This window comes from Bacillus cereus group sp. Bc061 (assembly GCF_027715825.1).
Lineage (GTDB): Bacteria > Bacillota > Bacilli > Bacillales > Bacillaceae_G > Bacillus_A > Bacillus_A paranthracis.
In genome coordinates, this window is the sequence record NZ_JAQFTZ010000008.1 from 42,866 (window position 1) to 68,333 (window position 25,468).

Genomic DNA, 25,468 nt, shown 5'->3' on the forward strand with positions numbered 1-25,468 from the left:
TGAGCTTTTATTTAGAATACATTAGTTTGCAACAACGTTAACAAGTTTTCCAGGAACTACAATTACTTTACGAACTGTTTTCCCTTCAATTTGGTCCTTAATTGCTTCAAGTGCAAGTTGTTCCATTTCTTCTTTTGATGCGTCTTTACTCATTGTTAGTTTTGCGCGAACTTTACCCATAACTTGAACAACGATTTCAACTTCATCTTCTACAAGTTTAGACTCATCAAATGTTGGCCAGCTTGCATATGTGATTGTTTCATTGTATCCAAGTTTGCTCCATAGCTCTTCCCCGATGTGAGGTGCAACTGGTGCAATCATTTTTACGAAACCTTCTACATATTCTTTCGGAAGCGTTTCAGCTTTGTATGCATCGTTGATGAATACCATCATTTGAGAAATCGCTGTGTTGAAGCGAAGCTCTGCATAGTCTTCTGTTACTTTCTTCACTGTTTGGTGGTAAGCTTTTTCAAGCTCTTTATTTGGTGCATCAGTAATTTTCTCACTTAATTCACCGTTATCTTGAACGAATAGGCGCCATACGCGGTCTAGGAAACGACGAGCTCCGTCAAGACCATTTTCAGACCAAGCGATTGAAGCATCTAATGGTCCCATGAACATTTCGTATAGACGAAGTGTATCTGCACCGTGGCTTGCTACGATATCATCAGGGTTTACAACGTTACCTTTTGATTTACTCATTTTCTCGTTGTTTTCACCTAGAATCATACCTTGGTTGAATAATTGTTGGAACGGCTCTTTCGTTGGAACTACACCGATATCGTATAATACTTTATGCCAGAAACGAGCATATAGTAAGTGAAGTACAGCGTGCTCTGCTCCGCCGATATAAATATCAACTGGAAGCCATTGTTTTACTTTTTCAGGATCTACAAGTGCTTCGCTATTGTTTGGATCGATGTAACGTAAGTAATACCAGCAGCTACCAGCCCATTGTGGCATTGTGTTCGTTTCACGACGACCTTTTTTACCAGTCTCAGGATCAACAACATTTACCCACTCGTCAATGTTAGCAAGTGGTGATTCACCTGTACCTGAAGGACGGATGTTGTCTGTTTTCGGAAGAACTAATGGTAATTCTTCTTCTTTTACAGCTGTCATTGTGCCATCTTCCCAGTGAATAACTGGAATTGGCTCACCCCAGTAACGTTGACGGCTGAATAACCAGTCACGTAGACGGTATGTTACTTTTTGATTTCCTGCGCTCGTTACTTCAAGCCATTCAATCATTTTTGCGATTGCTTCTTCTTTATTTAAACCATCAAGGAATGCTGAGTTTACGTGTTCACCATCACCTGTGTATGCTTCTTTCGTAATGTCTCCGCCTTTTACAACTTCCTTCATTGGAAGATTGAACGTTGATGCAAATTCATAGTCACGCTCATCATGAGCTGGAACTGCCATTACAGCACCTGTTCCGTAAGTTGCAAGAACGTAATCAGCGATCCAGATTGGTAATTTCTCACCATTTACTGGGTTAACTGCGTAAGCACCAGTGAATACACCAGTTTTCTCTTTCGCAAGTTCTGTACGCTCTAAATCACTCTTCATTTTTACAGAATTAATGTAAGCTTCTACAGCTTCTTTTTGTTCAGCAGTTGTAATATCAGCAACAAGTGCATGTTCCGGAGCAAGTACACAGTAGCTTGCACCGAATAATGTATCAGGACGCGTTGTGAAAACTGTGAACTTCTCGTCTGTGCCATCGATATTGAAGTGTACTTCGGCACCTTCAGAACGACCGATCCAGTTACGTTGCATATCTTTTAAGCTTTCTGGCCAATCAAGCTCATCTAGATCTTCTAATAGACGATCTCCGTAAGCTGTAATTTTTAACATCCACTGTCTCATCGGACGACGCTCAACTGGATGTCCACCGCGCTCACTCTTACCGTCAATGATTTCTTCGTTTGCAAGTACTGTACCAAGTGCTGGGCACCAGTTTACAGGTACTTCATCAACGTAAGCTAAGCCTTTTTCAAATAGTTTTAGGAAGATCCATTGTGTCCACTTATAGTAGTTTGGATCTGTTGTATTTACTTCACGGTCCCAATCGTAAGAGAAACCTAATGATTTAATTTGGTTACGGAATGTATTAATATTATGCTCTGTAAATTCAGCTGGGCTGTTTCCAGTATCAAGTGCATATTGCTCTGCTGGAAGACCGAATGCATCCCATCCCATTGGATGAAGAACGTTATATCCTTGCATACGCTTCATACGAGATAAAATATCTGTTGCTGTATAACCTTCTGGATGTCCTACGTGTAAGCCTGCACCTGATGGATATGGGAACATATCTAGTGCATAAAATTTTGGTTTTTCTGTCTCATCTGGCGTACGGAATGTTTTATTCTCTTCCCAGTACCCTTGCCACTTCTTCTCAATTTCTTGATGATTAAAGCTCATGAGATACCCTCCTTGAAATTCTATTTATTTTCACCGCCCAAAATACAAAAAACCTCTCATCCCTAGAAAGGGACGAGAGGTTATAGATTCCCGCGGTACCACCCTAAATTAATGTACAAATATACATTCGCTTAGATCCGTAACGTGGATTAACGGCAATTGCTACTATTAGTTTCACAACTGCAACTCAAAGGCGAGTTCATAACGAAACGTGGATTGACTTGCACCGACCGTCAACTCTCTAAACCAGCTTCTATTACTACTACTCCTTCTCACTGTTATTACACATATGAGTTAATTTGAACTACCCTCCACTTCGTATCTCTAAAGAGCTTACTTAAAGCGGGGCTTCTCGGTTAATCGTTACTTTTAATAACTAACGAATTCGTCTTAAGACAGCCGAGCTATCTCCCTTGTTCTAAAGGTTGTTTTATTTAAATATATTCTAAAACATGTGAACATGTTCCGTCAAACTAAACTGCAATTTTTTCTTCAACTGTTTCTTCTACTTTTACTCGTTTATCATAAATACTCGTTGCGATAAGCGCTACTACAAGCATTACCATGATTGCTATAAACAATACTTCCATATTGTATAAATCCACAATTGCTCCGCCAACGACCGGCCCGAACATTTTCCCTACAGTCGCCGCACTATTTACAACACCTTGATAAAACCCTAACTTATCTTTTGGCGCAAGTATATTTGCAATCGTTGGAACTGCTGGCCATACGAATAACTCACCAATTGTTAATGTTACCATCGCAACGAGGAACATCGTAAATTGCTGCGCTTGACTTAATACAATGAATGACACTGCAAAAATAAGAATCCCAATCATAATTTGTTGTTTTAACGAACGCTTCATCCAGCGAATTAACATACTAACTAGTGGCTGTGCACAAACGATCATCGCTCCGTTTATCGTCCATAATAAACTATAGTGACGAAGACTAATATTTAACTCTTGCATATGTGTTGCAATTGCTCCTTGCCATTGTACGTATGTAACCCAGCATAAAGCATATGCTACACATACGATAAGAAGTGCTTTGAATCCAGGTGTAAGCGACCAACCTTTTTTCGTTTCCACTTCTTTTTGTACTCCTGGCTCTTTCTTGTCTTCCATACCACGGAATCCAATAAAAGCAATTAAGAAGAAAACAAAGTATAAAATAAAGTTTGCTAAGAAAATATAATCAAAACGATACGATGCAACTAATCCACCACACGCTGTTCCGATCGCAATACCAACGTTTTGTCCAACATACATCGCATTAAATGCTCGTCTTCCGCCCTCTGGCCAAACCGTACCAACCATCGCATACATCGATGGGAAGACCATTCCAGAACCAAAACCGATTAACGCTAGCCATACAACATATAATGGCCAACCGTGGAAGAACACAAGACCTAAAATCGATACGAGTGTAATGACAATCCCTACTAAAGTTGATTTATAACCGCCCCATTTATCAAATAAAACACCGCCGAGCAAGTTTCCGATTACACCAGTAAGCGAATTGATCATTAATACCATTCCGGCCACAGATAAAGATTTTCCTAGGTGATCATGCAAATAAATTGTATTAAAAGGCCATAAAAAAGAAGCACCCGTGACATTAATAATCATCCCAGCTACTAATAGCCATACTTTCCTTGGCATAGTCTCCCCTCCTATTCTATTTTTTCGTTCATCTATAACAGTAAAATTGTAGTCGTTTTTAAATAGGAAGGCAACTGATTAATAGTTGATGAAATTCAGATAATGGTTTGTCGGTAAATGAAATTATATTGATTGCTGTTTGAAAATATATCGGCGATTTTGGAAATATATCGACGATTCTCGAAATATATCAGCGATTATTAAAATATATCGACTTACCGACAAAAAACGACAACAGCAACACTATATAAAGAGGCTGCATGAAGTTCATGCAGCCTCTTTATACTATCCGACTTCCTTTTCTCGCTTTGCACGTTCTTTCGCACTCCATTTAAATACCTTATCTAGTAGAGAGTATATTCTCCCAGACTCTTTCGTTAATAACGGTCCTAACGATGCCAATATTAAAACATATAAAGCAGAGAACGGTTTAATCGCTGCCATTAAGCCACCCGCAATGCCGATATTAGCAACAATAATGGAGAACTCTCCACGCGATACAAGTGTTAAACCGATATTCGTAGAAGCCTTATGCGATAACCCGGCTTTACGTCCCGCCATCATTCCAGCTGTAAAATTACCGATGAGTGTAATGAGCACTGCTCCTAATGCCAACCACACTGCTCCTCCAAGGGAAAACGGATCTATGCTTAAACCGAAGCTGAAAAAGAATATGGCTCCAAAGAAATCACGGAATGGGACAACGAGTTTCTCAATTCGATCACTATGCTCTGTTTCAGAAAAGACGAGTCCTAACAATAACGCTCCAATTGCCTCAGCGACATGAATCGTTTCTGAAAATCCTGCTACGAAGAATAAAATAGCGAATATTACGATAATAAAAATTTCATTTGAGGAAATATCTAATATTTTATTTAAAAACGGCGTAGCTTTTCTAGCGATTACAAAGAATAGTAGCATATACCCTACTGCGATTAACACCGATGTAAGAGCACCTACAAATGATGTGGCACCACCGAGTACTAACCCTGAAACGACTGATAAATATACAGCTAAAAAAATATCATCAAACATAATGATTCCTAATATTAATTCAGTCTCTTTATTACCAGATCTTCTTAAATCAACAATGACTTTTGCAACAATTGCACTTGATGAAATTGTAATGATTCCAGCAATAATTAACGTCTCTAATAAGGGAAATCCCACCACATATCCATAAAGCAAACCTAATAAGAAATTAAGTGATATGTGAACAGTCCCCCCGAAAGCAATTGATTTTCCTGATTTAATTAATTTTTTAATTGAGAATTCTAAACCTAAGTAGAATAGGAGGAATATGACGCCAACGCGGCCGAGGAAGGAAATAACTTCTCCGCTTTCAATAAACCTTAAATCGATAAGTCCTAAATCGGGGGCATGAGGCCCCACTAACATACCGAGTATAATGAGAAACGGAATAATCGAGAACTTTAACTTCGCAGCGAGGATAGCTGCAAAAGCTACTAATACTAACGCAGTTCCAACTTCAAAGATTAAAGTATCCATCGATTATGAATCACCTCCTGCTGAAAGCAATTCATTAATAATTCTTTTCACTTCATGTCTCGCGCCCGATAACACGAGCATATCGCCAGCTTCAATAATAGAGTCTGGACCTGGATTAAAGAATTTCTTCATATTCTTTTTCAAAATAGCAATAATCGTTACGTTATATGTTTTTCTGACATGTAAGCTACCAATTGTTTTTTGTACGACTGGTGCGTTATTTTCCACCTTAAACCATTCAATTGATAGTCCTTCAAAAGCCATCTCAATTGTGTCTAAAGCTTGCGGTCTATATACCATTCCGCCTAATATAGCCGCAATTTGTCTCGCTTCAGAATCACGAAGAGAAATACTTGAAATACTTTCATCATGATCTGCATCAAAATGATACATTTCTCTTCGGCCATCATCGTGAATAACAATAACCAGCTTTTCATTACCTTTTGTAATTACTTCAAACTTACATCCAATGCCCGGTAATTCACTCTCTCGAATATTCATATTCCCGCCTCCTAAAGTTTTTAGTTACGGCTTTTACAAATCAACATCAATCTCGGTTTTAAATTCTTCATCTTTTGAGATTCCTAAATACTTGAGCGTCTCTGAAGGTGTCGCGTGATGGAAATGCTTTTGCAATAGTGCAATCGCTATCCCTCTTTTGTATGCATGAAATCCAAACGTTTTTCTCATTGAGTTTGTTCCGATTTTACCAACAATCCCAACCGCTTCAGCAGCATTATGAATGACACGATACGCTTGTTGACGTGTAATTGAATTTTTCGTTTTATTCGATTGAAATACGTAGTTTTCTCTTTTCACATCAATAGATTGTACGTACTCTAAAAGTGCTTCTTTTACTTTTGTATTTAAATAAATATCTTGTTTAAACTTTTCATCTTTCACAGGAAGAGAATAAAACTCTTTAACAGTTCCATCTTCATTTAATACCTCTTCAAATTTCATACTAAGTAGCTCAGTAATCTTTAATCCTGTGTTAATTCCAATAACAAATAAAAGATAATCTCGCTGTGAGTGCTCTTTTAAATACTTTTTCATCGCCTCAATTTGGCTTATATCTTTTAATGCCTCTACAACTTCCATACATGTATTCTCCTCATCTTATGAACGGTAATTTTCTCATCATGTTGTCCATTTTACCTTATCACGCTATGAGATTTCCATGTATTATCCATTATTTTTACAATATACTTTTAAGCTCGGAAATTTATAATTGTGCAAATACAGTAGGGGTAGGAATAATAGGGGATACAAGTTCAGCCTCTTTCTACAGATCGGATTCCTCCTTTCCTTATCCAGTTGCTTCTACTTTTATATTATGTTACTTATTTACATTATATTATATATTTCAGTAACATTAAAGTATTTTTTCTGAAAATAATAAAAACCGAGCAATTTCGCTCGGTTTTTATTAATCTTCTTTCGGAAGAACAATTCCTTTATACAATTGAACTGTAATGAAGTAATAAATCGTGTAAATAACTACGAAAATTATGATTGGTACCCAAATACGGAAGTACGGATCGATTAAAATAAATCCGAAAATATTCATACCAACTAATACGTGAGCAATACCTACAATTGCTGGGAATAAGAAGACTAAGAATAACTCTTTATAAATGGATTTCGTTAATAATTCACGGCGCACCCCGATTTTACGAAGCATTTGATAACGCGTAATATCTTTTGATGCACCAGAAAGAATTTTGAACATTAAACAACTTGCCATCATTGCTAAGAAAGCAATTCCAAGGAAGAATCCCATAAACACTGTTCCGCTCGCAACGCCATAGAACATGTCGTAAGCTTGATATTTACTATCTAATCTTTCAGCTTTTACATTTTTATATTTATCTAGCTGCAACTCGTCAAGTTTTTTCCATTCTTTTTTATGCGCTTCAAAATCATCTGTTTTTCCAGTAAATACAATTCCTTCTTTACCATTTACAGTATCGTACATTTTTTGATCTACAATTTTAATTGCATGATCTTCATGCACGTAAAATGGCTGGATTGTTCTGAAAGCCTCGTCCCATTCTTGTGGAAGTTCTTTAGCACTCGCATCTTTTTCATTCATTTCTCTAGCAACTGCACCCACTGGTAGTTCCTCTGAAACTTTTTTCGTTTTTACTAAATCCTTCATCGACTTCATATTTGTCATATCTTTTACTAAAGGACGATTTTTCTCTAAATCTTCTTTTACATAGTAAACGTATTTATCATCGACTTTGTAACGATATTCGCTTTTCTCTTTAAATGTAATATCGTCTAAAATTTTCTTTTCTTCAGCAGTTGGATTATGAACTACTGAATCATATATTACGAAACCATCAACCATTTTTATAACGTTATTTTTAAACGCCATACCACCTGAAATGGCACCGGCTCCAAGCGCAACTAACATCGCTACTGTTGCAAGTACCTTTGTTAAGCTATTAATACGGAAGTTTAATTGTGCAAATGTAAAAGCGTTAAGCCCTTTTTCACTACGCTTTTTATTACTTTTTAACTTTTTAATAATGACTGGAAGAAGTGATCCAAATAGCATGTAAGTACCAGCTGTTGTTGTAATTAATGCAATAAGGATTCCCATTTCTCTTAGTTTTTCCATGTAAATCATTGATGCATAACCAATTCCTAATAAAATAACCGCTAGGAATGCAACTACACCTGTCATTTTTCCTTTTACCGCAACACGTTCTGTTTGTGCATCTGCATGTACAAGTTGCAGTACAGAAATACGTGATAACTTAATACTATTCATAATTGCTGATAATACAAATAGTGCTAAGAAGAAAATGCAAGTAACGGTCATTGATGGAAGGTAAAATGCTTTATAGCCTTCACCAGCAAACTCTAATTGTTTCATTAATAACTGTCCGATACCTTCTGCAAGTCCTACACCAACTGTAATACCGATCGCAAGAGACGCAGCGCCTAATACGATTGTTTCTATAAACATAAGTAATGTAACTTTATGCTTTTTTGCTCCTAACATCATATACATACCAAACTCTTTTTGACGAAGAGATAATAAGAAAGAGTTCGCATATAAAATATAGAAGAACGTTATAATAGCAAGTAAAAATGAACCTGCTTGGAATACAAATCCAATTGATTGAATAACTGAGTTAGATTCAATAAACGCCTTATTTAGTGCTAACGTTTGGAACATATAAAAAATTGAAATCGACATGACAAGACCAACAAGTAAGACGATATAATCTTTCAGCTTACTTTTTAGTCCTGACATGGAAAGTTTGAATAACATGCCTTAGAACCTCCTTTCTTACGCTTTTTGTGTGCCTAAGTCTGCTAGCACATCTAAAATCTCTTTATAAAACTCTTCACGTGTACCGCCTCGGTGAATTTCTTTATATAGCTCACCATCTTGAATGAATAAAATACGCTGACAGTAACTTGCACTGTAAGGATCATGTGTAACCATCATAATAGATACGCCTTGATCTTTATTTAAGTTTGTCATCGCATCAAGTAAACTCGTTGCATTTTTAGAATCAAGCGCTCCTGTTGGCTCGTCCCCTAAAATAATTGCAGGCTCATGCACTAACGCACGTGCCGCTGCTGAACGTTGCTTTTGTCCACCAGATACTTCAGATGGATACTTTTGAAGAATAGCTGAAATGCCTAACATATCTGCTACTTTTTCTACTTTTGGCCCAATATTTCGCGACGAGACACCTTGAAGAGAAAGTGGAAGTGCAATGTTTTCGTAAATAGATAAATTCTCTAATAAGTTAAAGTCTTGGAAGATGAATCCTAACTTTTGTGAACGGAAATCTGAAAGCTCACCTTGCTTCATTTTTGTAATATCCGTTCCCGCAATTTCAACAACACCGCCCGTTGCTTTATCTAGCGTTGAAATTACATTTAATAATGTCGTTTTACCAGAACCAGATGGTCCCATAATGCCAACAAACTCACCCTCTTGAATTGAGAATGATACACCTTTTAATGCATGTGATTGGTTCTCACCTTTTTTACCGTACACTTTTTGAACGTTTTTCACGTCTACAACTGGTTTCGTCATATATATCCTCCTACGCTTGTTTTTCCATTACCTATTTTGCGCCTTTTGGAGATGAACTGCTATTTGTTAACATTACAATTACCTTACACTTTTGTAAGATAAAAAAGGTGTGTTTGTAAGCTTGGCTATTAATACTAGTGAAATAGTGAATCGGTAACTGAAATTATATCGGCGATTTTTCAAATATATCGACGATTCTCCTACTTTTATCAGCGATTTTTTTAATATATCGGCGATTCTCCCACTTTTATCAGCGATTTTCAAAATATATCGACTTATCGACAAAAGCTGACAATAAAATAAGCTGCTCTACAAAAGGAACAGCCCACTTCTCTCTTTATTTCTTTAAAGGTGTTACCGTCCAATACGTAATAACACGCCAAATCCATTCTAATGGACCCATTTTAAAGATTTTCATCCAAATCACACTAAACACAATTTGAATTGCATAAATTGCAATACACACATATAACGTCTGCACGTACGTTAAGTTACCTGCAAAGTTACATACACTTCCTGCGATTAAAATCATTGCAGTTTGTCCAATATAATTCGTTAAAGCCATACGACCATAATATTTCAGTGGCGCTAACAATGTTTGAACTAGTTTTAATTGAAGTAGTAAAATTAATGCTCCAACATAGAAAGCTGAAATAATTGGGCCAACTGTAACACCAATTTTTAAAAATTGGCTTGCAGCATCCATTGTTCCGTCCTCATTCATTAGTATCATATTTACAAATGGATCAGCAGGCACGTGCCCGTATTGATACCATACAGCTACGACACTTAAAACAAACATAACACCTGTAAAAATAGCGACTTTCTTTATATTTTGCGCAAGATTTTCAAATGCACGATATTGCCCTGCAGCAAGCCCTAATAAAATTAAGCCAAGTGGCAATAGTTCCTTAGCACCCATTACGCTAAAGGCAATTGTTAAAATAAGACCAATAACTAAGTTCACTTGTTTTTTCACTTTATAAAATGGTAAAGCGATCAACCCGCAAATTGCATATAACGTTAATGCTTCTCCAGATTGAAACATTTGATGAATCAAACCGAAAATAAATAGTGCAACTAAGCGGCGTAAAAATAAAACATATCCATTTTTCCCCTTTGCAATTGCTCTAGAGATAAAGATATAGAATCCCACTCCAAATAAGAATGAGAAGATTGAGAAGAAACGACCTTCTACAAATAAGTATAAAAACCTTTGATAACTAGCATCCACTGTATTAGGATCTGGAATTTTAATGTTAAGTAGTGCAAGAATATTTACTAAAATAATCCCCAGTAATGCGAAGCCACGAATGTAATCTAACTCATCAATTCGTTTGTTTGTCATATTGTTCCCCATAAAGCAACTCCTTGTATAAAATTTAATCCTCCCCTACTCTACTGGAAATGTATTCTTACAACTATCGACAAACCTTACAGTAATCTTACATTATTGTCATATAACAAAATAAAACCAGGTCATATTGCGACCTGGTCTACTCTGATTGTTTCGATCTTTGAGGTTGTCCTGTTTTACTGTTACGCTGTTTCACTTGAACAACTGGATCAAGCTCATTCGAAAACTCAGCGTTATGTCCATTTTGCGTTTTTTGCTCTGGGTTATTTTGATCTGAACGTTTCGCCATTACATTCACTCCTTATTAGTGCGGTGTAATAATCATTTGATGTTGCAATTGGCGAATTGCCATACGTGCTCTATTTAATTGCTCACGTTGCTCATCATTCGCATGTTGTTGCATCGTTTGTAAATCGTTATATGCTTGTTCTAATTGTAACTGCGCATCCGAATACTCCATCGTATTGTAATGCTCTTGTCTCATGCCTTGGTCTAATTGTTCTTTCGCATATTCCACCGCTTGTTCTGCTTGTGTAATATACGATTCAAGTGATTGACGCTCTGCCATAATTGTCCCTCCTTGCTTCAATTCCCCTTTAGTGTGTCCCTTCCATATGAACCTTATGAGTATGTTATAATGGATTTTGTTTCATTTTGACTCGGCTTAGGAGGGAAAGTAATGAAGGTTCAAAACCCTTTTCCATATACAAACGACAATAAACGTTATCATACATGGAATTACCATTTACGAAATGAATTTGGTGAAAAAATCTTTAAAGTTTCATTAGATGCTGGCTTCGATTGCCCGAACCGTGACGGTACAGTTGCTTATGGCGGTTGTACATTTTGCAGTGCTGCTGGATCTGGTGACTTCGCTGGCGATCGCCGCGATGATGTTATAACGCAATATCATGAAATGAAAGAAAAAATGCGCTCAAAGTGGAAAGATGGAAAATGTATCGCTTATTTCCAGGCTTACACAAATACACATGCACCTCTTGAAGTGTTAAAAGAGAAATTCGAACCGCTTCTAGCTGAAAAAGACGTTGTCGGTCTTTCTATCGCAACTCGTCCAGATTGTTTACCAGACGATGTCGTTGCATATTTAGCGGACTTAAATAAACGCACATATCTTTGGGTTGAACTCGGATTACAAACTGTTCATGAACGAACTGCAAACCTTATTAACCGCGCTCACGATTATCCTTCTTACGTTGAAGGCGTAAATAAATTACGTAAGCATGGCATTCGAGTTTGCTCTCATATTATTAACGGTCTTCCACTTGAAGATTACGACATGATGATGGAAACAGCTCGCGAAGTAGCGAAGCTTGACGTACAAGGAATTAAAATCCACTTACTTCACTTATTAAAAGGAACGCCAATGGTAAAGCAATATGAAAAAGGACAACTCGAGTTCCTTTCTCTTGAGGATTACGTAAGTCTCGTTGTTGACCAACTTGAAATTATTCCAGAAGACGTAATTGTGCACCGTATTACAGGTGACGGTCCACCGGATTTAATGATTGGTCCAATGTGGAGCTTAAATAAATGGGAAGTATTAAATTCCATCGATGCAGAATTTGTACGCCGCGGAAGCTGGCAAGGAAAATATGCAAATGAGGAGAAACAGAAATGAAATTAGAACGTGTATTACCGTTTGCTCGCACTCTCTTGCAAACGGCAGTAAAAGAAGGCGATTACGCTGTAGATGCAACTTTAGGAAACGGACATGACACTTGCTTCCTAGCTAAAATCGTTGGCGATAACGGAAAAGTATTTGGATTTGATATTCAAAAAGAGGCAATTGAAAGCTCAACAACTCGTCTAAAAGAAAAAGAACTTTTCGAACGTACTGTTTTAGTTCACGATAGTCACGATACACTTCTATCCGTATTACCAGAAGATGCAAAAGGTAAAGTAACAGGCGCAATTTTCAACTTAGGTTACCTTCCAGGCGGAGACAAGCATATCGTTACAAAACCGAACTCAACAATTTCAGCAATCGAACAATTATTAGAAATAATGGCACCTGAAGGTATCATCGTCCTTGTTATTTACCACGGACATCCAGAAGGACAAGTAGAACGGGACGCTGTTCTCAAATTTGCCGAAGAATTAGACCAAAAACAAGCACACGTACTGCGCTACGGCTTCATTAACCAACAAAATAACCCGCCATTTATTGTGGCGATTGAGAAGCGATAAATATATCGACGATTTTTCAATTATATCTATCGTAACTTAAAATATATCAACGATTTTTTCGATATATCGACGATTCGACACACTATATCGACTTATCGACAAAACATAACAAAAAAAGACGTGCACTCACTGCACGTCTTTTTGTTATTCTCCTATATAATGGATATATACACTGTATAGGAGGATAGAACTTTGCTAGTAGAACTAAAGGGAATTCAAAAGAAGTATGGCAAATCACTTATACTAGACAACATTGATTTATCCATTCCAGAAGGAGAAGCACTCGCCATTATTGGCGGGAACGGGACTGGAAAAAGTACTCTACTCAAAATAATTGCAGGCTTTATTTCACATACGGCAGGGACAATTCAAAGGAAAGAACATATACAAATCGGCTATGTACCTGAACATTTTCCTGAAGGGATTCGTTTTACATTAGAGGATTATCTATTTCATCTCGGCCGCATTCACGGTTTATCAACAAAATATGTAAAAGATAAAATTCCGCTGCTTCTTGAAAGGTTTCATTTACTTCATGCAAGACATTCCGTTATACGAAACTTTTCAAAAGGTATGAAACAAAAAACCGGTATTATGCAAGCATTACTTACGGACGTCCATTTATTAATTTTAGACGAACCGCTTTCTGGACTCGATCCGAACTCTCAGCAAGAATTAGAACATATTTTACTCTCATTAAAACAACAAGGTATATCTATACTCTTCACATGTCACGAAAAACAGCTACTAGAAAACTTCGCCGATAGAATTGTGACGTTAGCAAATCATACAATCACAGAAAATATCTCTGCACAAAAAGGAGCAGAACAAGTCTATATTGAAGCAATTGTTCACGAAACATTTTCAGCGATAGAACTACAAAAACAATCCGGTTTTATACACGTTGCACACAATTCAAATCAAAACCTTATTCAATTACAAATCGAAAAAGAATATACAAACGAAATGCTTCAGTTTTTATTGCATAAAAAAGCATCTATCACACTGCTACAACCTAACTTTTAAATCGAAAGAAGGTTTATTATGTTTGCTCTTATTCGTTACCATTTTCTCGACTATACAAAATCGTATAAGTACGTCCCTCCTATTGCGATGTACTTCATGAGCTTACTTTTTGTATATACATATAAACCGACTCCTATTGTACCGACATATTTAGAAACAGCAATTGCGCTTTATTTATTATCTGCCTGGATTACGGTCACAATTTTTCATACGGAAGATCCTGTACAAGAACAAATTACGATTTCTCACACAAATAATATTTCCGCACTATATGTAGGGAAATATATTACAGCTCTTCTCATTTGTACTGTTTTATCTTTTATATCCGTAATCTACCCAATTATTTTGCAAATGTTTAATGAAAAAATGACAGTTTCTTTATTTTTAGTCGGATTTCTCGCTCATATGTCTTTCTCTATACTTGGAATTTCAATCGCATCTTTATTTACTAGAAATATGATTCCAAAAGCAAGCACCGCTTGGCTTAGTCTTACATTTATATTGCTTATAACGATTGCATCTATCCGGTTTAAAAAAGAGTTACTATGGTTTTTACCACCTGTCGAAAGCTTTCTAATGCTTGGACAATACAAATATAATATACTGACTCACACGCTATGGCTCACAGCTTGGGCTATCGTATATTCATTTTTATTATTTACCTTATTTCTTTTTATCGTTCGCAAAAAACGTTTTTAATTACATATTGAAGGAGACAAAACAATGATCGGAATACTAGCAGGAATGGGGCCAAAATCAACTGGACCATTCGTTGATACAGTTGTAGCAGAGTGCCAAACAATATACGGAGCAAAGCATGACATGGACTTTCCTCATATGATGATCTATTCGTGCCCAACACCGTTTTACATGGATCGCCCTATTGATCATGAAGCGATGAAAAAAGCGATTATTGAAGGAGCACAAAAACTCGAGAGTACTGGCGCAAGCTTTATCGCTATGCCGTGCAATACAGCGCATCTTTATTTTGAAGAATTACAGCAATCTCTTTCTATTCCTATTTTGAATATAGTTGATGAAACGTTAAAAGCGATTCCTGAAACTGCAAAAAGAGTCGCTCTTCTCGCAACAGAAGCAACTGTTCAAGCTGGTATTTACCAAGATGGGATTGCAAAATGTAACATAGAGTATATTCATTACGAACAATGGCAGGAAAGCATTAATCAAATTATTACTTATATTAAAAGCGGAGAAGTTGAAGAAGCTCGTGAATTGTGGAATGCACTCGTTTTACAATTGAAAGATGAAGTTGATACCGCCATTATCGCATGTACCGATTTGAATGTGGTGGCGAGTGAGGATTTTGTTGATTCCTCTCAATGTCTTGCAAAAGCGGTTGTTAGGATGTATGTAGAAAATATAAGGGGGTCCAAATGAATATACCTTTTGAAATGGGATACACATTTGATGAAAATCTTAGAGAAAAACCTATATCCCTTGCTGAAATGAAGCAAGGGATTGTATTTTTGAAAGAGCATTTACATGAAAGTTCGTTATACGGAAAAAACTGCGGATTAATCGGTGTTTATGAACGAATCGCTGGCAACCTTTCTGACAGTGAGTATTACTTACAGAAGGCTATTGAATATTACACACAAACAGATAACATCCAAGTGCTTTTTATTAACAAACTTCGCCTCGCACATACATATCATTGGGAAAGAAAGTTTGCTGCTGCAAATACAATCTTTGCCGAACTTCTACAAACACTGCCAGACTTACCCGCTTATGAAGATTTTTTCTACCAACATTACGGAAAAAGTAAATTAGATGAAGGTGACTTCCAAACCGCCCTTACTTGTTTTCAAAAAGCACTTCAAATTAGGCTACAAAAAGGAAATGAAGAGCTGATTCATTCAACTACACTTTGCATAGAACATTGTATGTCTCGGCAATTGAACATGGATGTATAATTATAATAAAATTGATTAAATTTAAAACTATAAATAAGCATAGTACCGTTCTTACGGATGGTATTATGCTTACTTAATTTCCAAATCCACATAAGAATTCATAACTTTTAGAAACAATAGCGTCTTTCAAAATACAATTACCTTAAAAAACATTAGACCCCTTTATTATTTCTTCTGTACTTAACAATGTAGCTTCTTGGATTGTAACATTATTATTTTTCATAAAAGACTGCACAATGTGATACCCTACAGCATAACCCGCACCGGTTGATAAGCCTACTGGTTGATAACCTTCTTTTTTGGCGAAATCATCTCCAAACATATAGCTACTTACCTCCGCAAACCCTTTCACATTAAGCCCTTCTTTTATTACGTAAATAGAGTATTCAAGGTCTTCATTGTCAATTGAAGTAACCCATGGCCCTAAAAATTCTTTACCATACAATGCGGTAGCAAAAGAATCGGCGAGTCCCTCAATAATTATATAATCAGCTACGGTTACATCTCCATGATTCCATTCAAAATAAGAGAATCGTAAATTATGATGAAATTCATGTGCAATGAGTGCCGGAAATCTTGGAACATTGTAGCTATTCGGGCGAATTATTGCTATAACATAACCAGGAATACCACCAAAACCAGTATAACTGTTTTGATTTTTTAATTTTTTTGGGTCTGCAATATACATACCAAATCTCATTTCCTCTGCACTTACTCTTAAATCATGCTCAGAAGAGAAATCTATACATTCTTTTAAAGTTTTTTCAGCAATTTTTAATGCATTCATCTTCTTCAAATCATTTAATGCTTCTTCTGCTAATTTTGTCTCGTTTATATCTAAATACCCTAGCATTCGTGTTGCCATCATGACGTCATAACCTTTTGGATCCTTAGATTTCATCGGTACATTAATTGTATTCCACATTCCTTCAAATGGTTTCATCATTGTATGCCTAAAAAAATTCTCCCTTTCTTCAGGTGATAGTGAAAGTAATATATCATATTGACTTATAGTATCTTCTATAAAAATTTTCATAAATATCCCCGTTTCATCATGTACTTATCATTAACTACGTGAGCAAGTTTAAGAGCATTTAATATACTATCTTCATCGTTGCTATTCTCTAGATGGTTTAAAGATATAAGTACACACTCTAAATCATTGTACATTTCATCAAGCTGAAGACTTGTATCTTTAATACTCAGTTCATTTAAATTTAGACTGCCGATAAATTTTAAATTTTTTCCTACTATCTTTAGATTTAGGATTTTAATTAAGTCTAATAAATCCTTTCTTGATAAATGAATTTGTCCTATATTATTTCTTTTTGGCGTAATTAAGTTCAATTCACTATAATATCGTATTGTCCTTTCTGTTAAACCTGTAACTTTCTTTACATCCCCCGTAGTAATCAGATTAATCCACCTCCTAAGAACAACTTAATCTATGACGCTACGTTATAGTCAAGCTAGTATTTAATCATGGTATATAAAAAAACATCTTCAAAATTGAAGATGTCTACTTTTGAACTATCTTAAAACGTTTTAAAAATTTTATTGTCATAATAGATTATCGCTTTACTAACAAAATTCCCAGCCAGCTCTCCAAAACTTTTAACTTTCTTCACAATTCTTTCAAAGTAATCACACTTAATCTCGCTATATTAAATAAGTAGTTATTCATATAGGGAAGGTTAGGGGAACTAAGAGCATGAAAGTAAATCGTTCGCTTCATTACATTTTTTGGCGTTGGCATTTTTATGCTGGGCTTTTTATTACGCCGCTTCTTATTACGTTGTCACTGAGCGGAATTGGGTATTTATTTCGGGAAGAGGTTGAGGATTTCATCTATAAAGATTTATATTTTGGGAAGAGTGCTCAAACAGAATCTATTTCGATGGCTGATTCTATTTCCTTAACAGAGAAAAAATATCCACATTATAGTGTGGCGAAAATTAGTGAGTTTAATGGGGATTATAATACGAGACTTACGATTGCAAATGAGTATACTGGGCAACAAAAATATGTGTATTTAGATAGTAATAATCAAATTGTTGGGGATCAAAACGCAAGTGAAACGTTTGCCAATATCATGAGGGAATTACATAGTTCTCTTTTAGTTGGTGGCACTGTCGTTAACTATACGGTAGAACTTGCGGCATGTTGGACAATCTTTTTAATTGTAACTGGGTTGTACATGAGTATACGCCAATTCAAAAATACACCGGCATCCAATAAGCGAGAAAAAGCAAAACGACGTCATTCTATTATCGGTATTATATTTACAATTCCTCTCGTTTTGTTAGTTGCATCTGGGTTGCCATGGTCAGGATTTATGGGTAACCAAATTTATAAAATTGCATCGTCAAATGAATCACTCGGATATCCAAAATTGTATATGGCACCTCCTGAATCGAAGGTAAAAGAATTGCCGTGGGCAACTAGAAAAGAAGCACCTCCTGAATCGAATTCGAATGAGCCAAAAGCAATTTCTGTCGATGAATTGCGAAACGGAATTAAAATAAAGAAACCATATGTTATTTCACTACCAGCTGATCCAAAAGGTGTGTTCACTGTTTCGAAATCGAGCGGTTCTGGTATTACAGGTATGCATGTTGCACCAAATGAAGAAATAACAGCTTATTTTGATCAATATAGCGGAGAGCTCATTTCCAAAACGGACTATCGTGATTATGGATTACTTGCGCAATGGTTCACTTACGGTATCCCGCTTCACGAAGGTCATTTATTCGGATGGCCAAATAAAATATTATGCTTACTAACGACATTATCTTTATTACTTCTTATTTATTACGGAATAAAAATGTGGTTAGCAAGAAAGCCGAAAGGAAAATTAGCAGCACCGCCAAAGCAAAGAGATAAGAAAAGCATAATCGTTTTCTTTATCATGATGGTTATACTAGGCGCTGTCATGCCTTTATTCGGACTATCTGTTTTAGCTATTTTTGTGATTGAACTTCTTATATATGTATTTTCAAAAATACGCTCATAGTAAAAAAGCATTTGTACTACCGTGTACAAATGCTTTTTTATTTACTATTTTCTTTTTTTCTATCACTTATTAAAAAGACAATATCTACTATAATAATCAATACAATAATAACTTGAGCTACATAATCCATCGTTGTAGGACCGCCGGCTTTATTCATCATCATATACATTCCAGTTACAAATGAAATGGAAAGTAGCACGAGTAATGTAACCTCAATATGGTCATATAGCTTTTGAAACAATCGCTTCATTTCTGCCACCACCTTTACCATATTATAACAAAAAACCACTCTACATGAGTGGTTTTCTTCATCACTGCGCCGTTTTCTTTCGGTACATCTTCCCGTTCCAATAGAAGAATCGTGAAGTGAGACCACCGTATTTTACAATGCGCCTTGCCATTTTGTGCATATTCTTTTGTGCTGATACTTTTTGGTCTGATAAATAAATACCAAGTAATCCTCGGCTTATGAGACGATGAAACTTCGCATGAGGCAAATCACCAATGCTCTTCTCTGCTTCTTCTACAAAATGTTTCATACGATCTAATATCACTTGCTCGTTTTCATAATAACTACAGAAATTCAAATCCCCGCCGATGCGGTCTTCTTCTTGATCAATGAAATAATCAAGTAAGATATGAAGTCCTTGTACGTAAGGAAAATATCCTTGTCTAATTTTCGCAATATCTTCATCATGTAATTCATCATGAAAGGCATATGCGACAAGACAGAAGATTCCAAGCGTAGAACCGGCACATGCTGAAAATTCAAACCAACTCATCTCCGGTAAGTTTTCTTTATGTGCTTCAAACCATGTTTGTAATCTTGGTTCTCTTTCTTCTAATTTCACATGTTTATGAATTTGCAGATCACAATAATAACAAGCAAGTTCATGAAGAATAGGAGCAATTTTGTCATAGTGCTTCGTTTTCTTTAAAACATCTTGGCATGTTTCAACAAGTTCATCTAAATAACCACCATCATCTTGATCATCACGATAGCGATAATAATTACCGCCACCTTCTACTTCAGGTGATAATGCCATTAACATAGATTCATGCAGTGCGGCAAAATCATTCGGATCAAGTGATGTACTGCGATCACATAAATTATCTAAGTAGTCACTAATCGTTTGATATGCGACGATAAAACGAATACATTCCTCACGGTGTTCATTTGCTAATAGTGCTAAAATGCCACCGCCTTCGCAATGAAACGTTTTATGCTCAATACTTGCGATTGCCTGACTATGAAGCTCATCATTCGGAATATGGTAGGCACGCTCTTTCCACATCGCTAGCTCATGGTGTACAACCGGAAACACATCACGGTATACTTTCGCCATGAGCGTTATGGGATTACTCGGTACGTTCACTTCTTCCTTCATCTCCTCTATTCAATGTACAAATAATTTACTTATTTGTTTCTATTATGTTATTGATGCGTATTTCAGTAAATGACTGAATATAATTCAAAATTTCATCACGCTCATACTCATTTAATAACTCATGATAACAATTCGGCCATTCTTTAAAAGCCTTATCACTTATTTTAACATTATTAAACCAAGTGCGGACACGTGTTTTATCTACAAGTTTATCCTCACATGCTTGCATTAGCAAGAGCGGAACATCTGGAAAATCATCTATTTTTTTATGAGCGATTTCAATAGACTTAATCAATTCACTATACCAACGTACTGATACTTTGCGCAAGAACAATGAATCGTTCTCCATCGCATCTCTCACTTCATGATTACGCGTTGACATTTCCACTGTAAGATTCGTTGCAAATTGTAACTTCGGAGCGATAATATTTAATATTTTTGAGGCAGCTTGAAGCGGTGCAGAAGGTCCAGCTAATACACCTAAACATGGCGAACTTAAAATAATGCCGTCTACATCTTCTCTCTTCGTCTCTTGCATCATACGAATGACGATAAGACCACCCATACTATGACCAAATAGAAAAATAGGTAATCGATACTTTCTTGCCTCTTTCACCCATAATTTAACTTCCTCTATGTATTCATCAAACGAATCAATATGTCCTCTATTTCTTGAAGTCGTTCCATGTGACGGAAGGTCCCCCATCACGACGTGATAGCCGATATGATTCCACATTTCCGCAACAGCTTCATAACGTCCGTGATATTCCATTGCGCCGTGCACAATAACGATGACAGCCTTTGCTTGCTCAGCTTCATAATTCCACATACGGCTCTCCTCCATTTCACTCTTTCTCATAATTTGATACACTGAAACTAGTCTCTAGGAAAGGAAGGCTTTACATGATATATCCTTACAAAGAAAAAAATCCGAAAATTGCGAGTAGTGCTTTTATCGCTGACTACGTAACCATTACTGGTGATGTGACAATTGGCGAGGAATCAAGTATTTGGTTTAATACAGTCATCCGCGGTGATGTGTCACCGACAATTATTGGAGACCGAGTAAATGTACAAGACCAATGTACACTCCACCAAAGCCCGCAATATCCTCTTATTTTAGAAGATGACGTAACAATTGGGCATCAAGTGATTTTACATAGCTGCCATATTAAGAAAGATGCTTTAATTGGAATGGGATCTATTATATTAGATGGTGCTGAAATTGGCGAAGGAGCCTTTATCGGTGCTGGAAGCCTCGTTTCACAAGGAAAGAAAATCCCGCCGAATACATTAGCTTTCGGTCGTCCAGCGAAAGTCGTTCGTGAGTTAACAGAAGAAGACCGTAAAGACATGGAGCGAATTCGCACGCAATACGTTGAAAAAGGCCAATATTATAAATCACTACAAAAATGATTTTACAGCTGCCATAATACTGGCAGTTTTTTTATATAAAATCTAACTTTTTCTTTACAAAACATTATTACTCCCTCAACAAAATCTTATTAAAATAAAAGCTAATATCTCCATATATATGTAGATGAGGGAGGAGAATTTTCATGAAGGTCAGTGGATTATATAAAATAGAATGTTACATTTTCAGAGGAATTAACCGCTACTTTGATCAAAAAACGTTAAATCTCTTTTTCAGCAATATTACTCATATCGGTGGCGCGACTTTCTCTATCGCACTCACACTGTTCTTTTTAATTTTCGCAAGTGGAACTTTGCATCAAGCTGCAATTGCAACTGCTATTTCGCTAGCAATTAGCCATATTCCTGTGCAAATATTAAAAAGATGGTATCCACGAAAACGTCCTTATTTAACAATTCAGGATGCAAAATATCCAGTCCATCCATTACAAGACCACTCTTTCCCGTCTGGTCATACAACAGCCGTTTTCTCTGTCTTTATTCCATTTATTTGCTATAATCCAAGCTTACTTATTTTCCTATTACCGTTAGCATTATGCGTCGGTATTTCTCGCATTTATTTAGGGCTTCACTATCCATCTGATGTATTCGTCGGTATGTGCCTCGGCACTTGCTCTGGCATCATCTCTTTTTATCAATTCATCCCACTTTTCACATAAAGGAGTGATATGATGAGAGTCGCCATTTTTACCGATACTTTTACGCCACAAGTGAACGGGGTTGCGAAAACGTTAGAGCGGTTAACACGATATTTTCAGAAAGAAAATATCGCCTATTCTGTTTTCGCACCTCAGCATACAGCTGAAGATAATTTCGTAGCGAATGTGAACAAGATGAGAAGTATCCCGTTAACAATATTATATCCAGAATGTCGCTTTTCTTTTCCTACTCCGCGCATTAAGCGAGAACTTCTTTCCTTTAAACCTGACATAATTCACATTGCTACACCTTTCAACATGGGACTTTGTGGATTGTATTATGCGAAAAAGTTAAACATCCCAGTTGTCGGTTCTTATCATACTGATTTCGATGCTTATTTACGCTATTACAAAATCGAATTTCTCTCCAATATGCTTTGGAACTATTTAAAATGGTTTCATAGTCATATGCAAAAAAATTTCGTTCCATCCCCTGAAACATTACATCAATTAAAACATAAAGGCTTTCAGGCCCTCTCTATTTGGGGACGGGGTGTAGATTGCACACTCTTTCATCCAGCTTACAATACAGAAGTATTCCGGAAAAAATATAATATTACAGCGAAGTATGTCCTTTCCTATGTTGGACGGATTGCTCCTGAAAAAGATATTGATACGTTGCAAAATCTTATCGTTAAATCAGCGCATACTCGAAACGATATTCATTGGCTTATAGCAGGAGACGGTCCTCTAGCAACAAGTCTTCGTGAAGCTGTTCCGAAAACAAATGTCACGTTTACTGGCTATTTACAAGGCATGGATTTAGCTGAAGCATATGCTTGTTCTAACATGATGGTATTTCCATCAGCTACTGAAACATTCGGAAATGTTGTACTTGAATCGCTTGCATGCGGCACACCTGTCATCGGTGCAAATAGTGGCGGGGTTAAAAATATTATTACAGATGGAAAAACGGGAGTTCTTTGCCCGCCAAAAAATGAGGACGCATTTCTATCATCCATTTATTTTTTATTGCAAAATGAAGAAAAATTGGAGCAGATGGGAGTAGCAGCTTTATCTTATGCGAAATCAAAAAGCTGGGATGAGATCTTTCGTGGCTTGCTTAACGAATATGAGGAAGTACTTCAGCATAACGCATCAGAGTTACTTGCTTAAACAGAAAAACTCCCTTCAAAAAACGAAGGGAGTTTATTATACAATTGTAAAATTTACTTAAATAAAGTGAAACTTTAATCAGTGGGGGTTTTCTTCATCCCCCACTGATTATCAGCCCTCACCAATCGGACTTTTATGTGCAGTTGATCCCCCACCTAACTTTTTTGCTTTTCCTGAATGTTGAGGTGGGGATCTTACTGCCCATTAAAGTCGGATAAATGATACACAAGGTGAAATATTATATTATTTCTATATTCATTATAACAAAAACAAACATAAACAAATAGACTTGTAATAAAAACCCATAAAAATTAATATATGGTTATACAGTATTTTAACTGTATAGTGATTTTAAGAATTCCCCTTAAAATCAACTTACTCACATACCTTTATACAGTAATTGTTCCCCAATTTCTGTATACAAAAAAACCTTTCATTCATTTGAAAGGTCTTTTTGAGCCTGCACATATTCTTCTTTCGTATTCACATTTATAAACCAATCCGCATTTGCTTGTATATCTTCACCAGCAATATATTTCACATTACATTGTGATAAAAGCTGACCCATACTTCTTTTTTCTTCTTGAAGCAAAGTATAAATCTTTTCTTTCACGCGGTTATGGTACGCTGCAAGTAGCGGTTGTTTCCTTCCATTAATAATAGGTACAACTGCATCATACTCATTGCTTGTTTGCTCCAGTAAAATGGTAAACCATTCATGCGAAACATTTGGCGCATCGCAAGGCATAATAGCATACCAATCTGCTTCTATGTATTCCATTCCTGATACAATTCCAGCAAGTGGCCCGTTCCCTTTATAGTGCGGAATATCTTCAATAACAGGAACTTGTACGAGTTTCTCTACTCGCTCTTTTATATGAGAATGACTAATGACTACAACTTCTTGGAGCGTGCTTGTCATCACTTTCAAAATATGCTCAATAAACGTACTCCCTTTCCAACTCGCTAGCGCTTTCGGCTCACCGAATCTACTCGACATACCACCTGCTAATACAATTCCAGCATACTTACTCATTGGCGATGCAACTCAAATGTAATATGACCTAATTCTGGTAAAATTAATTTATTCATCGCAAGGCGAACCGCTCCGCTAGATCCTGGCATCGAGAAGACTACTTTGCGCCCAATTGTGCCGCCGATCGCTCTACTTAACATTGCGCTGCTTCCGATATCTTCTAAATAACTAATCATGCGGAACAACTCACCGAATCCAACAATTTCTTTATGTAATAACGCTGATACTGCTTCAATCGTTACATCACGCTTCGTAATACCAGTACCGCCATTTGTTAACACGACATCAACATCTTCCCTATGATAACCAGCTAACACTGCTTGCTGAATACTTTCTTTATCATCTTTCACAATTTCATAAGAAGTCACTGTATGGCCTGCTTCTTTTAACAATGTATGTAATAGTTGTCCGCTCTTATCTGTCTCTTCTGTACGTGTATCGGAAATCGTTACAATCTTGCAGCGCACTTCTTTTGGCGCTTGTTTTTTATGTTCGGTTACGCTCATTTTTTCATCTTTCCTTCCTTAAAGACTTTTCTTCATTTTATCATACATATGTTTACACAATTATGTATGAAGCCAAC

Annotated in this window: 27 protein-coding genes and 1 other annotated feature; of the genes, 10 read left to right on the top strand and 17 right to left on the bottom strand. The window is 36.5% G+C overall.

What is annotated here, in order from left to right; translation table 11 throughout:
* Window positions 1–21: 21 nt before the first annotated feature.
* From leuS to PDQ40_RS21280, 10 genes are all read right to left on the bottom strand, one after another.
* On the bottom strand, window positions 22–2,430 hold the full coding sequence (gene leuS / locus PDQ40_RS21235; protein ID WP_000009457.1) for a leucine--tRNA ligase: 2,409 nt from the start codon (window positions 2,428–2,430) through the stop codon (window positions 22–24).
* Window positions 2,431–2,495: 65 nt separating this feature from the next.
* Window positions 2,496–2,715: a binding site (T-box leader), on the bottom strand.
* Window positions 2,716–2,903: 188 nt separating this feature from the next.
* Window positions 2,904–4,097: an MDR family MFS transporter gene (locus PDQ40_RS21240; protein ID WP_001137564.1), complete on the bottom strand. Its 1,194-nt coding sequence runs from the start codon at window positions 4,095–4,097 to the stop codon at window positions 2,904–2,906.
* A gap of 285 nt (window positions 4,098–4,382) precedes the next feature.
* Window positions 4,383–5,606: a cation:proton antiporter gene (locus PDQ40_RS21245; protein WP_000380205.1), complete on the bottom strand. Its 1,224-nt coding sequence runs from the start codon at window positions 5,604–5,606 to the stop codon at window positions 4,383–4,385.
* Window positions 5,607–5,609: 3 nt separating this feature from the next.
* A complete protein-coding gene (locus tag PDQ40_RS21250) occupies window positions 5,610–6,107 on the bottom strand; it encodes a cation:proton antiporter regulatory subunit (protein WP_001026041.1) in 498 nt (165 codons plus the stop codon).
* Window positions 6,108–6,140: 33 nt separating this feature from the next.
* Window positions 6,141–6,707, bottom strand: a complete 567-nt coding sequence (locus PDQ40_RS21255) for a tyrosine-type recombinase/integrase (protein WP_000454218.1) — start codon at window positions 6,705–6,707, stop codon at window positions 6,141–6,143.
* A 328-nt stretch (window positions 6,708–7,035) separates the two neighbouring features.
* The gene (locus PDQ40_RS21260; protein WP_000897790.1) at window positions 7,036–8,895 is read right to left on the bottom strand and encodes an FtsX-like permease family protein; all 1,860 of its coding nucleotides are present in this window, start codon (window positions 8,893–8,895) and stop codon (window positions 7,036–7,038) included.
* An 18-nt stretch (window positions 8,896–8,913) separates the two neighbouring features.
* A complete protein-coding gene (locus PDQ40_RS21265; protein ID WP_000165846.1) occupies window positions 8,914–9,675 on the bottom strand; it encodes an ABC transporter ATP-binding protein in 762 nt (253 codons plus the stop codon).
* Window positions 9,676–10,012: 337 nt separating this feature from the next.
* Complete coding sequence (locus PDQ40_RS21270; RefSeq protein ID WP_242302029.1) at window positions 10,013–11,035, bottom strand: DUF418 domain-containing protein; 1,023 nt, start codon at window positions 11,033–11,035, stop codon at window positions 10,013–10,015.
* Window positions 11,036–11,171: 136 nt separating this feature from the next.
* Window positions 11,172–11,321 carry a hypothetical protein gene (locus tag PDQ40_RS21275; protein ID WP_001129346.1) on the bottom strand — a complete coding sequence of 50 codons (150 nt, stop codon included), beginning with the start codon at window positions 11,319–11,321 and terminating at the stop codon, window positions 11,172–11,174.
* Window positions 11,322–11,336: 15 nt separating this feature from the next.
* Window positions 11,337–11,600: a YtzC family protein gene (locus PDQ40_RS21280; RefSeq protein ID WP_000840869.1), complete on the bottom strand. Its 264-nt coding sequence runs from the start codon at window positions 11,598–11,600 to the stop codon at window positions 11,337–11,339.
* Window positions 11,601–11,711: 111 nt separating this feature from the next.
* Here PDQ40_RS21280 and PDQ40_RS21285 point away from each other — a divergent pair, with 111 nt between their 5' ends.
* From PDQ40_RS21285 to PDQ40_RS21310, 6 genes are all read left to right on the top strand, one after another.
* A complete protein-coding gene (locus PDQ40_RS21285) occupies window positions 11,712–12,671 on the top strand; it encodes a TIGR01212 family radical SAM protein (protein ID WP_000868018.1) in 960 nt (319 codons plus the stop codon).
* Window positions 12,668–13,240, top strand: coding sequence for a class I SAM-dependent methyltransferase (locus PDQ40_RS21290; protein ID WP_000764500.1), 573 nt, complete (start codon window positions 12,668–12,670; stop codon window positions 13,238–13,240). The genes PDQ40_RS21285 and PDQ40_RS21290 overlap by 4 nt, the downstream gene beginning before the upstream one ends.
* A 192-nt stretch (window positions 13,241–13,432) precedes the next feature.
* Window positions 13,433–14,266, top strand: coding sequence for an ABC transporter ATP-binding protein (locus PDQ40_RS21295; protein ID WP_000959708.1), 834 nt, complete (start codon window positions 13,433–13,435; stop codon window positions 14,264–14,266).
* 18 nt (window positions 14,267–14,284) lie between these two features.
* Complete coding sequence (locus PDQ40_RS21300; RefSeq protein WP_000457763.1) at window positions 14,285–14,965, top strand: hypothetical protein; 681 nt, start codon at window positions 14,285–14,287, stop codon at window positions 14,963–14,965.
* A gap of 24 nt (window positions 14,966–14,989) precedes the next feature.
* Window positions 14,990–15,664 (top strand): aspartate/glutamate racemase family protein, encoded by a 675-nt coding sequence (locus tag PDQ40_RS21305; protein ID WP_214328355.1) that lies wholly within the window; start codon window positions 14,990–14,992, stop codon window positions 15,662–15,664.
* The gene (locus PDQ40_RS21310; protein ID WP_001024985.1) at window positions 15,661–16,200 is read left to right on the top strand and encodes a hypothetical protein; all 540 of its coding nucleotides are present in this window, start codon (window positions 15,661–15,663) and stop codon (window positions 16,198–16,200) included. The genes PDQ40_RS21305 and PDQ40_RS21310 overlap by 4 nt, the downstream gene beginning before the upstream one ends.
* Before the next feature lie 142 nt (window positions 16,201–16,342).
* Here PDQ40_RS21310 and PDQ40_RS21315 read toward each other — a convergent pair whose 3' ends face one another.
* Together PDQ40_RS21315 and PDQ40_RS21320 are read right to left on the bottom strand one after the other, a co-directional pair.
* Window positions 16,343–17,236, bottom strand: a complete 894-nt coding sequence (locus PDQ40_RS21315) for a DUF2268 domain-containing protein (protein ID WP_000688526.1) — start codon at window positions 17,234–17,236, stop codon at window positions 16,343–16,345.
* Complete coding sequence (locus PDQ40_RS21320; protein ID WP_306299033.1) at window positions 17,233–17,622, bottom strand: MerR family transcriptional regulator; 390 nt, start codon at window positions 17,620–17,622, stop codon at window positions 17,233–17,235. The genes PDQ40_RS21315 and PDQ40_RS21320 overlap by 4 nt, the downstream gene beginning before the upstream one ends.
* Window positions 17,623–17,911: 289 nt before the next feature.
* Between PDQ40_RS21320 and PDQ40_RS21325 the strand changes: the two genes are divergently transcribed.
* The gene (locus PDQ40_RS21325) at window positions 17,912–19,213 is read left to right on the top strand and encodes a PepSY-associated TM helix domain-containing protein (RefSeq protein WP_000867806.1); all 1,302 of its coding nucleotides are present in this window, start codon (window positions 17,912–17,914) and stop codon (window positions 19,211–19,213) included.
* 37 nt (window positions 19,214–19,250) lie between these two features.
* Here the strand turns inward: PDQ40_RS21325 and PDQ40_RS21330 are convergent, their stop codons facing one another.
* Genes PDQ40_RS21330 through PDQ40_RS21340 form a run of 3 tightly spaced genes read right to left on the bottom strand, consistent with a single transcriptional unit; the run spans window position 19,251 to window position 21,430 of the window.
* A complete protein-coding gene (locus PDQ40_RS21330) occupies window positions 19,251–19,484 on the bottom strand; it encodes a hypothetical protein (RefSeq protein WP_117611438.1) in 234 nt (77 codons plus the stop codon).
* A 40-nt stretch (window positions 19,485–19,524) separates the two neighbouring features.
* On the bottom strand, window positions 19,525–20,589 hold the full coding sequence (locus tag PDQ40_RS21335) for a tetraprenyl-beta-curcumene synthase family protein (RefSeq protein WP_001102457.1): 1,065 nt from the start codon (window positions 20,587–20,589) through the stop codon (window positions 19,525–19,527).
* Between the two features lie 37 nt (window positions 20,590–20,626).
* The gene (locus PDQ40_RS21340; RefSeq protein ID WP_000267442.1) at window positions 20,627–21,430 is read right to left on the bottom strand and encodes an alpha/beta hydrolase; all 804 of its coding nucleotides are present in this window, start codon (window positions 21,428–21,430) and stop codon (window positions 20,627–20,629) included.
* A 74-nt stretch (window positions 21,431–21,504) separates the two neighbouring features.
* On the opposite strand from PDQ40_RS21340, the gene PDQ40_RS21345 reads away from it, so the two are divergent.
* The 3 genes from PDQ40_RS21345 (at window position 21,505) to PDQ40_RS21355 (ending at window position 23,849) form a co-directional block, all read left to right on the top strand.
* A complete protein-coding gene (locus PDQ40_RS21345; protein ID WP_000640211.1) occupies window positions 21,505–22,017 on the top strand; it encodes a gamma carbonic anhydrase in 513 nt (170 codons plus the stop codon).
* Window positions 22,018–22,160: 143 nt separating this feature from the next.
* On the top strand, window positions 22,161–22,694 hold the full coding sequence (locus PDQ40_RS21350; RefSeq protein WP_000868600.1) for a phosphatase PAP2 family protein: 534 nt from the start codon (window positions 22,161–22,163) through the stop codon (window positions 22,692–22,694).
* 12 nt (window positions 22,695–22,706) lie between these two features.
* A complete protein-coding gene (locus PDQ40_RS21355) occupies window positions 22,707–23,849 on the top strand; it encodes a glycosyltransferase family 4 protein (protein WP_270691625.1) in 1,143 nt (380 codons plus the stop codon).
* Between the two features lie 433 nt (window positions 23,850–24,282).
* Here PDQ40_RS21355 and PDQ40_RS21360 read toward each other — a convergent pair whose 3' ends face one another.
* Window positions 24,283–24,885, bottom strand: a complete 603-nt coding sequence (locus tag PDQ40_RS21360; protein ID WP_270691626.1) for a molybdenum cofactor guanylyltransferase — start codon at window positions 24,883–24,885, stop codon at window positions 24,283–24,285.
* A complete protein-coding gene (locus tag PDQ40_RS21365) occupies window positions 24,882–25,391 on the bottom strand; it encodes a MogA/MoaB family molybdenum cofactor biosynthesis protein (RefSeq protein ID WP_000117140.1) in 510 nt (169 codons plus the stop codon). Before PDQ40_RS21365 ends, PDQ40_RS21360 begins: the two co-directional genes overlap by 4 nt.
* Between the last annotated feature and the right edge of the window lie 77 nt (window positions 25,392–25,468).

What these genes read in the sequence shown, in the direction of transcription:
- leuS (WP_000009457.1), bottom strand. Translation starts at nt 2,430, where the DNA reads ATGAGCTTTAATCATCAAGAAATTGAGAAGAAGTGGCAAGGGTACTGG.
- PDQ40_RS21240 (WP_001137564.1), bottom strand. Translation starts at nt 4,097, where the DNA reads ATGCCAAGGAAAGTATGGCTATTAGTAGCTGGGATGATTATTAATGTC.
- PDQ40_RS21245 (WP_000380205.1), bottom strand. Translation starts at nt 5,606, where the DNA reads ATGGATACTTTAATCTTTGAAGTTGGAACTGCGTTAGTATTAGTAGCT.
- PDQ40_RS21250 (WP_001026041.1), bottom strand. Translation starts at nt 6,107, where the DNA reads ATGAATATTCGAGAGAGTGAATTACCGGGCATTGGATGTAAGTTTGAA.
- PDQ40_RS21255 (WP_000454218.1), bottom strand. Translation starts at nt 6,707, where the DNA reads ATGGAAGTTGTAGAGGCATTAAAAGATATAAGCCAAATTGAGGCGATG.
- PDQ40_RS21260 (WP_000897790.1), bottom strand. Translation starts at nt 8,895, where the DNA reads ATGTTATTCAAACTTTCCATGTCAGGACTAAAAAGTAAGCTGAAAGAT.
- PDQ40_RS21265 (WP_000165846.1), bottom strand. Translation starts at nt 9,675, where the DNA reads ATGACGAAACCAGTTGTAGACGTGAAAAACGTTCAAAAAGTGTACGGT.
- PDQ40_RS21270 (WP_242302029.1), bottom strand. Translation starts at nt 11,035, where the DNA reads ATGGGGAACAATATGACAAACAAACGAATTGATGAGTTAGATTACATT.
- PDQ40_RS21275 (WP_001129346.1), bottom strand. Translation starts at nt 11,321, where the DNA reads ATGGCGAAACGTTCAGATCAAAATAACCCAGAGCAAAAAACGCAAAAT.
- PDQ40_RS21280 (WP_000840869.1), bottom strand. Translation starts at nt 11,600, where the DNA reads ATGGCAGAGCGTCAATCACTTGAATCGTATATTACACAAGCAGAACAA.
- PDQ40_RS21285 (WP_000868018.1), top strand. Translation starts at nt 11,712, where the DNA reads ATGAAGGTTCAAAACCCTTTTCCATATACAAACGACAATAAACGTTAT.
- PDQ40_RS21290 (WP_000764500.1), top strand. Translation starts at nt 12,668, where the DNA reads ATGAAATTAGAACGTGTATTACCGTTTGCTCGCACTCTCTTGCAAACG.
- PDQ40_RS21300 (WP_000457763.1), top strand. Translation starts at nt 14,285, where the DNA reads ATGTTTGCTCTTATTCGTTACCATTTTCTCGACTATACAAAATCGTAT.
- PDQ40_RS21305 (WP_214328355.1), top strand. Translation starts at nt 14,990, where the DNA reads ATGATCGGAATACTAGCAGGAATGGGGCCAAAATCAACTGGACCATTC.
- PDQ40_RS21310 (WP_001024985.1), top strand. Translation starts at nt 15,661, where the DNA reads ATGAATATACCTTTTGAAATGGGATACACATTTGATGAAAATCTTAGA.
- PDQ40_RS21315 (WP_000688526.1), bottom strand. Translation starts at nt 17,236, where the DNA reads ATGAAAATTTTTATAGAAGATACTATAAGTCAATATGATATATTACTT.
- PDQ40_RS21325 (WP_000867806.1), top strand. Translation starts at nt 17,912, where the DNA reads ATGAAAGTAAATCGTTCGCTTCATTACATTTTTTGGCGTTGGCATTTT.
- PDQ40_RS21330 (WP_117611438.1), bottom strand. Translation starts at nt 19,484, where the DNA reads ATGGTAAAGGTGGTGGCAGAAATGAAGCGATTGTTTCAAAAGCTATAT.
- PDQ40_RS21340 (WP_000267442.1), bottom strand. Translation starts at nt 21,430, where the DNA reads ATGTGGAATTATGAAGCTGAGCAAGCAAAGGCTGTCATCGTTATTGTG.
- PDQ40_RS21345 (WP_000640211.1), top strand. Translation starts at nt 21,505, where the DNA reads ATGATATATCCTTACAAAGAAAAAAATCCGAAAATTGCGAGTAGTGCT.
- PDQ40_RS21350 (WP_000868600.1), top strand. Translation starts at nt 22,161, where the DNA reads ATGAAGGTCAGTGGATTATATAAAATAGAATGTTACATTTTCAGAGGA.
- PDQ40_RS21355 (WP_270691625.1), top strand. Translation starts at nt 22,707, where the DNA reads ATGAGAGTCGCCATTTTTACCGATACTTTTACGCCACAAGTGAACGGG.
- PDQ40_RS21360 (WP_270691626.1), bottom strand. Translation starts at nt 24,885, where the DNA reads ATGAGTAAGTATGCTGGAATTGTATTAGCAGGTGGTATGTCGAGTAGA.
- PDQ40_RS21365 (WP_000117140.1), bottom strand. Translation starts at nt 25,391, where the DNA reads ATGAGCGTAACCGAACATAAAAAACAAGCGCCAAAAGAAGTGCGCTGC.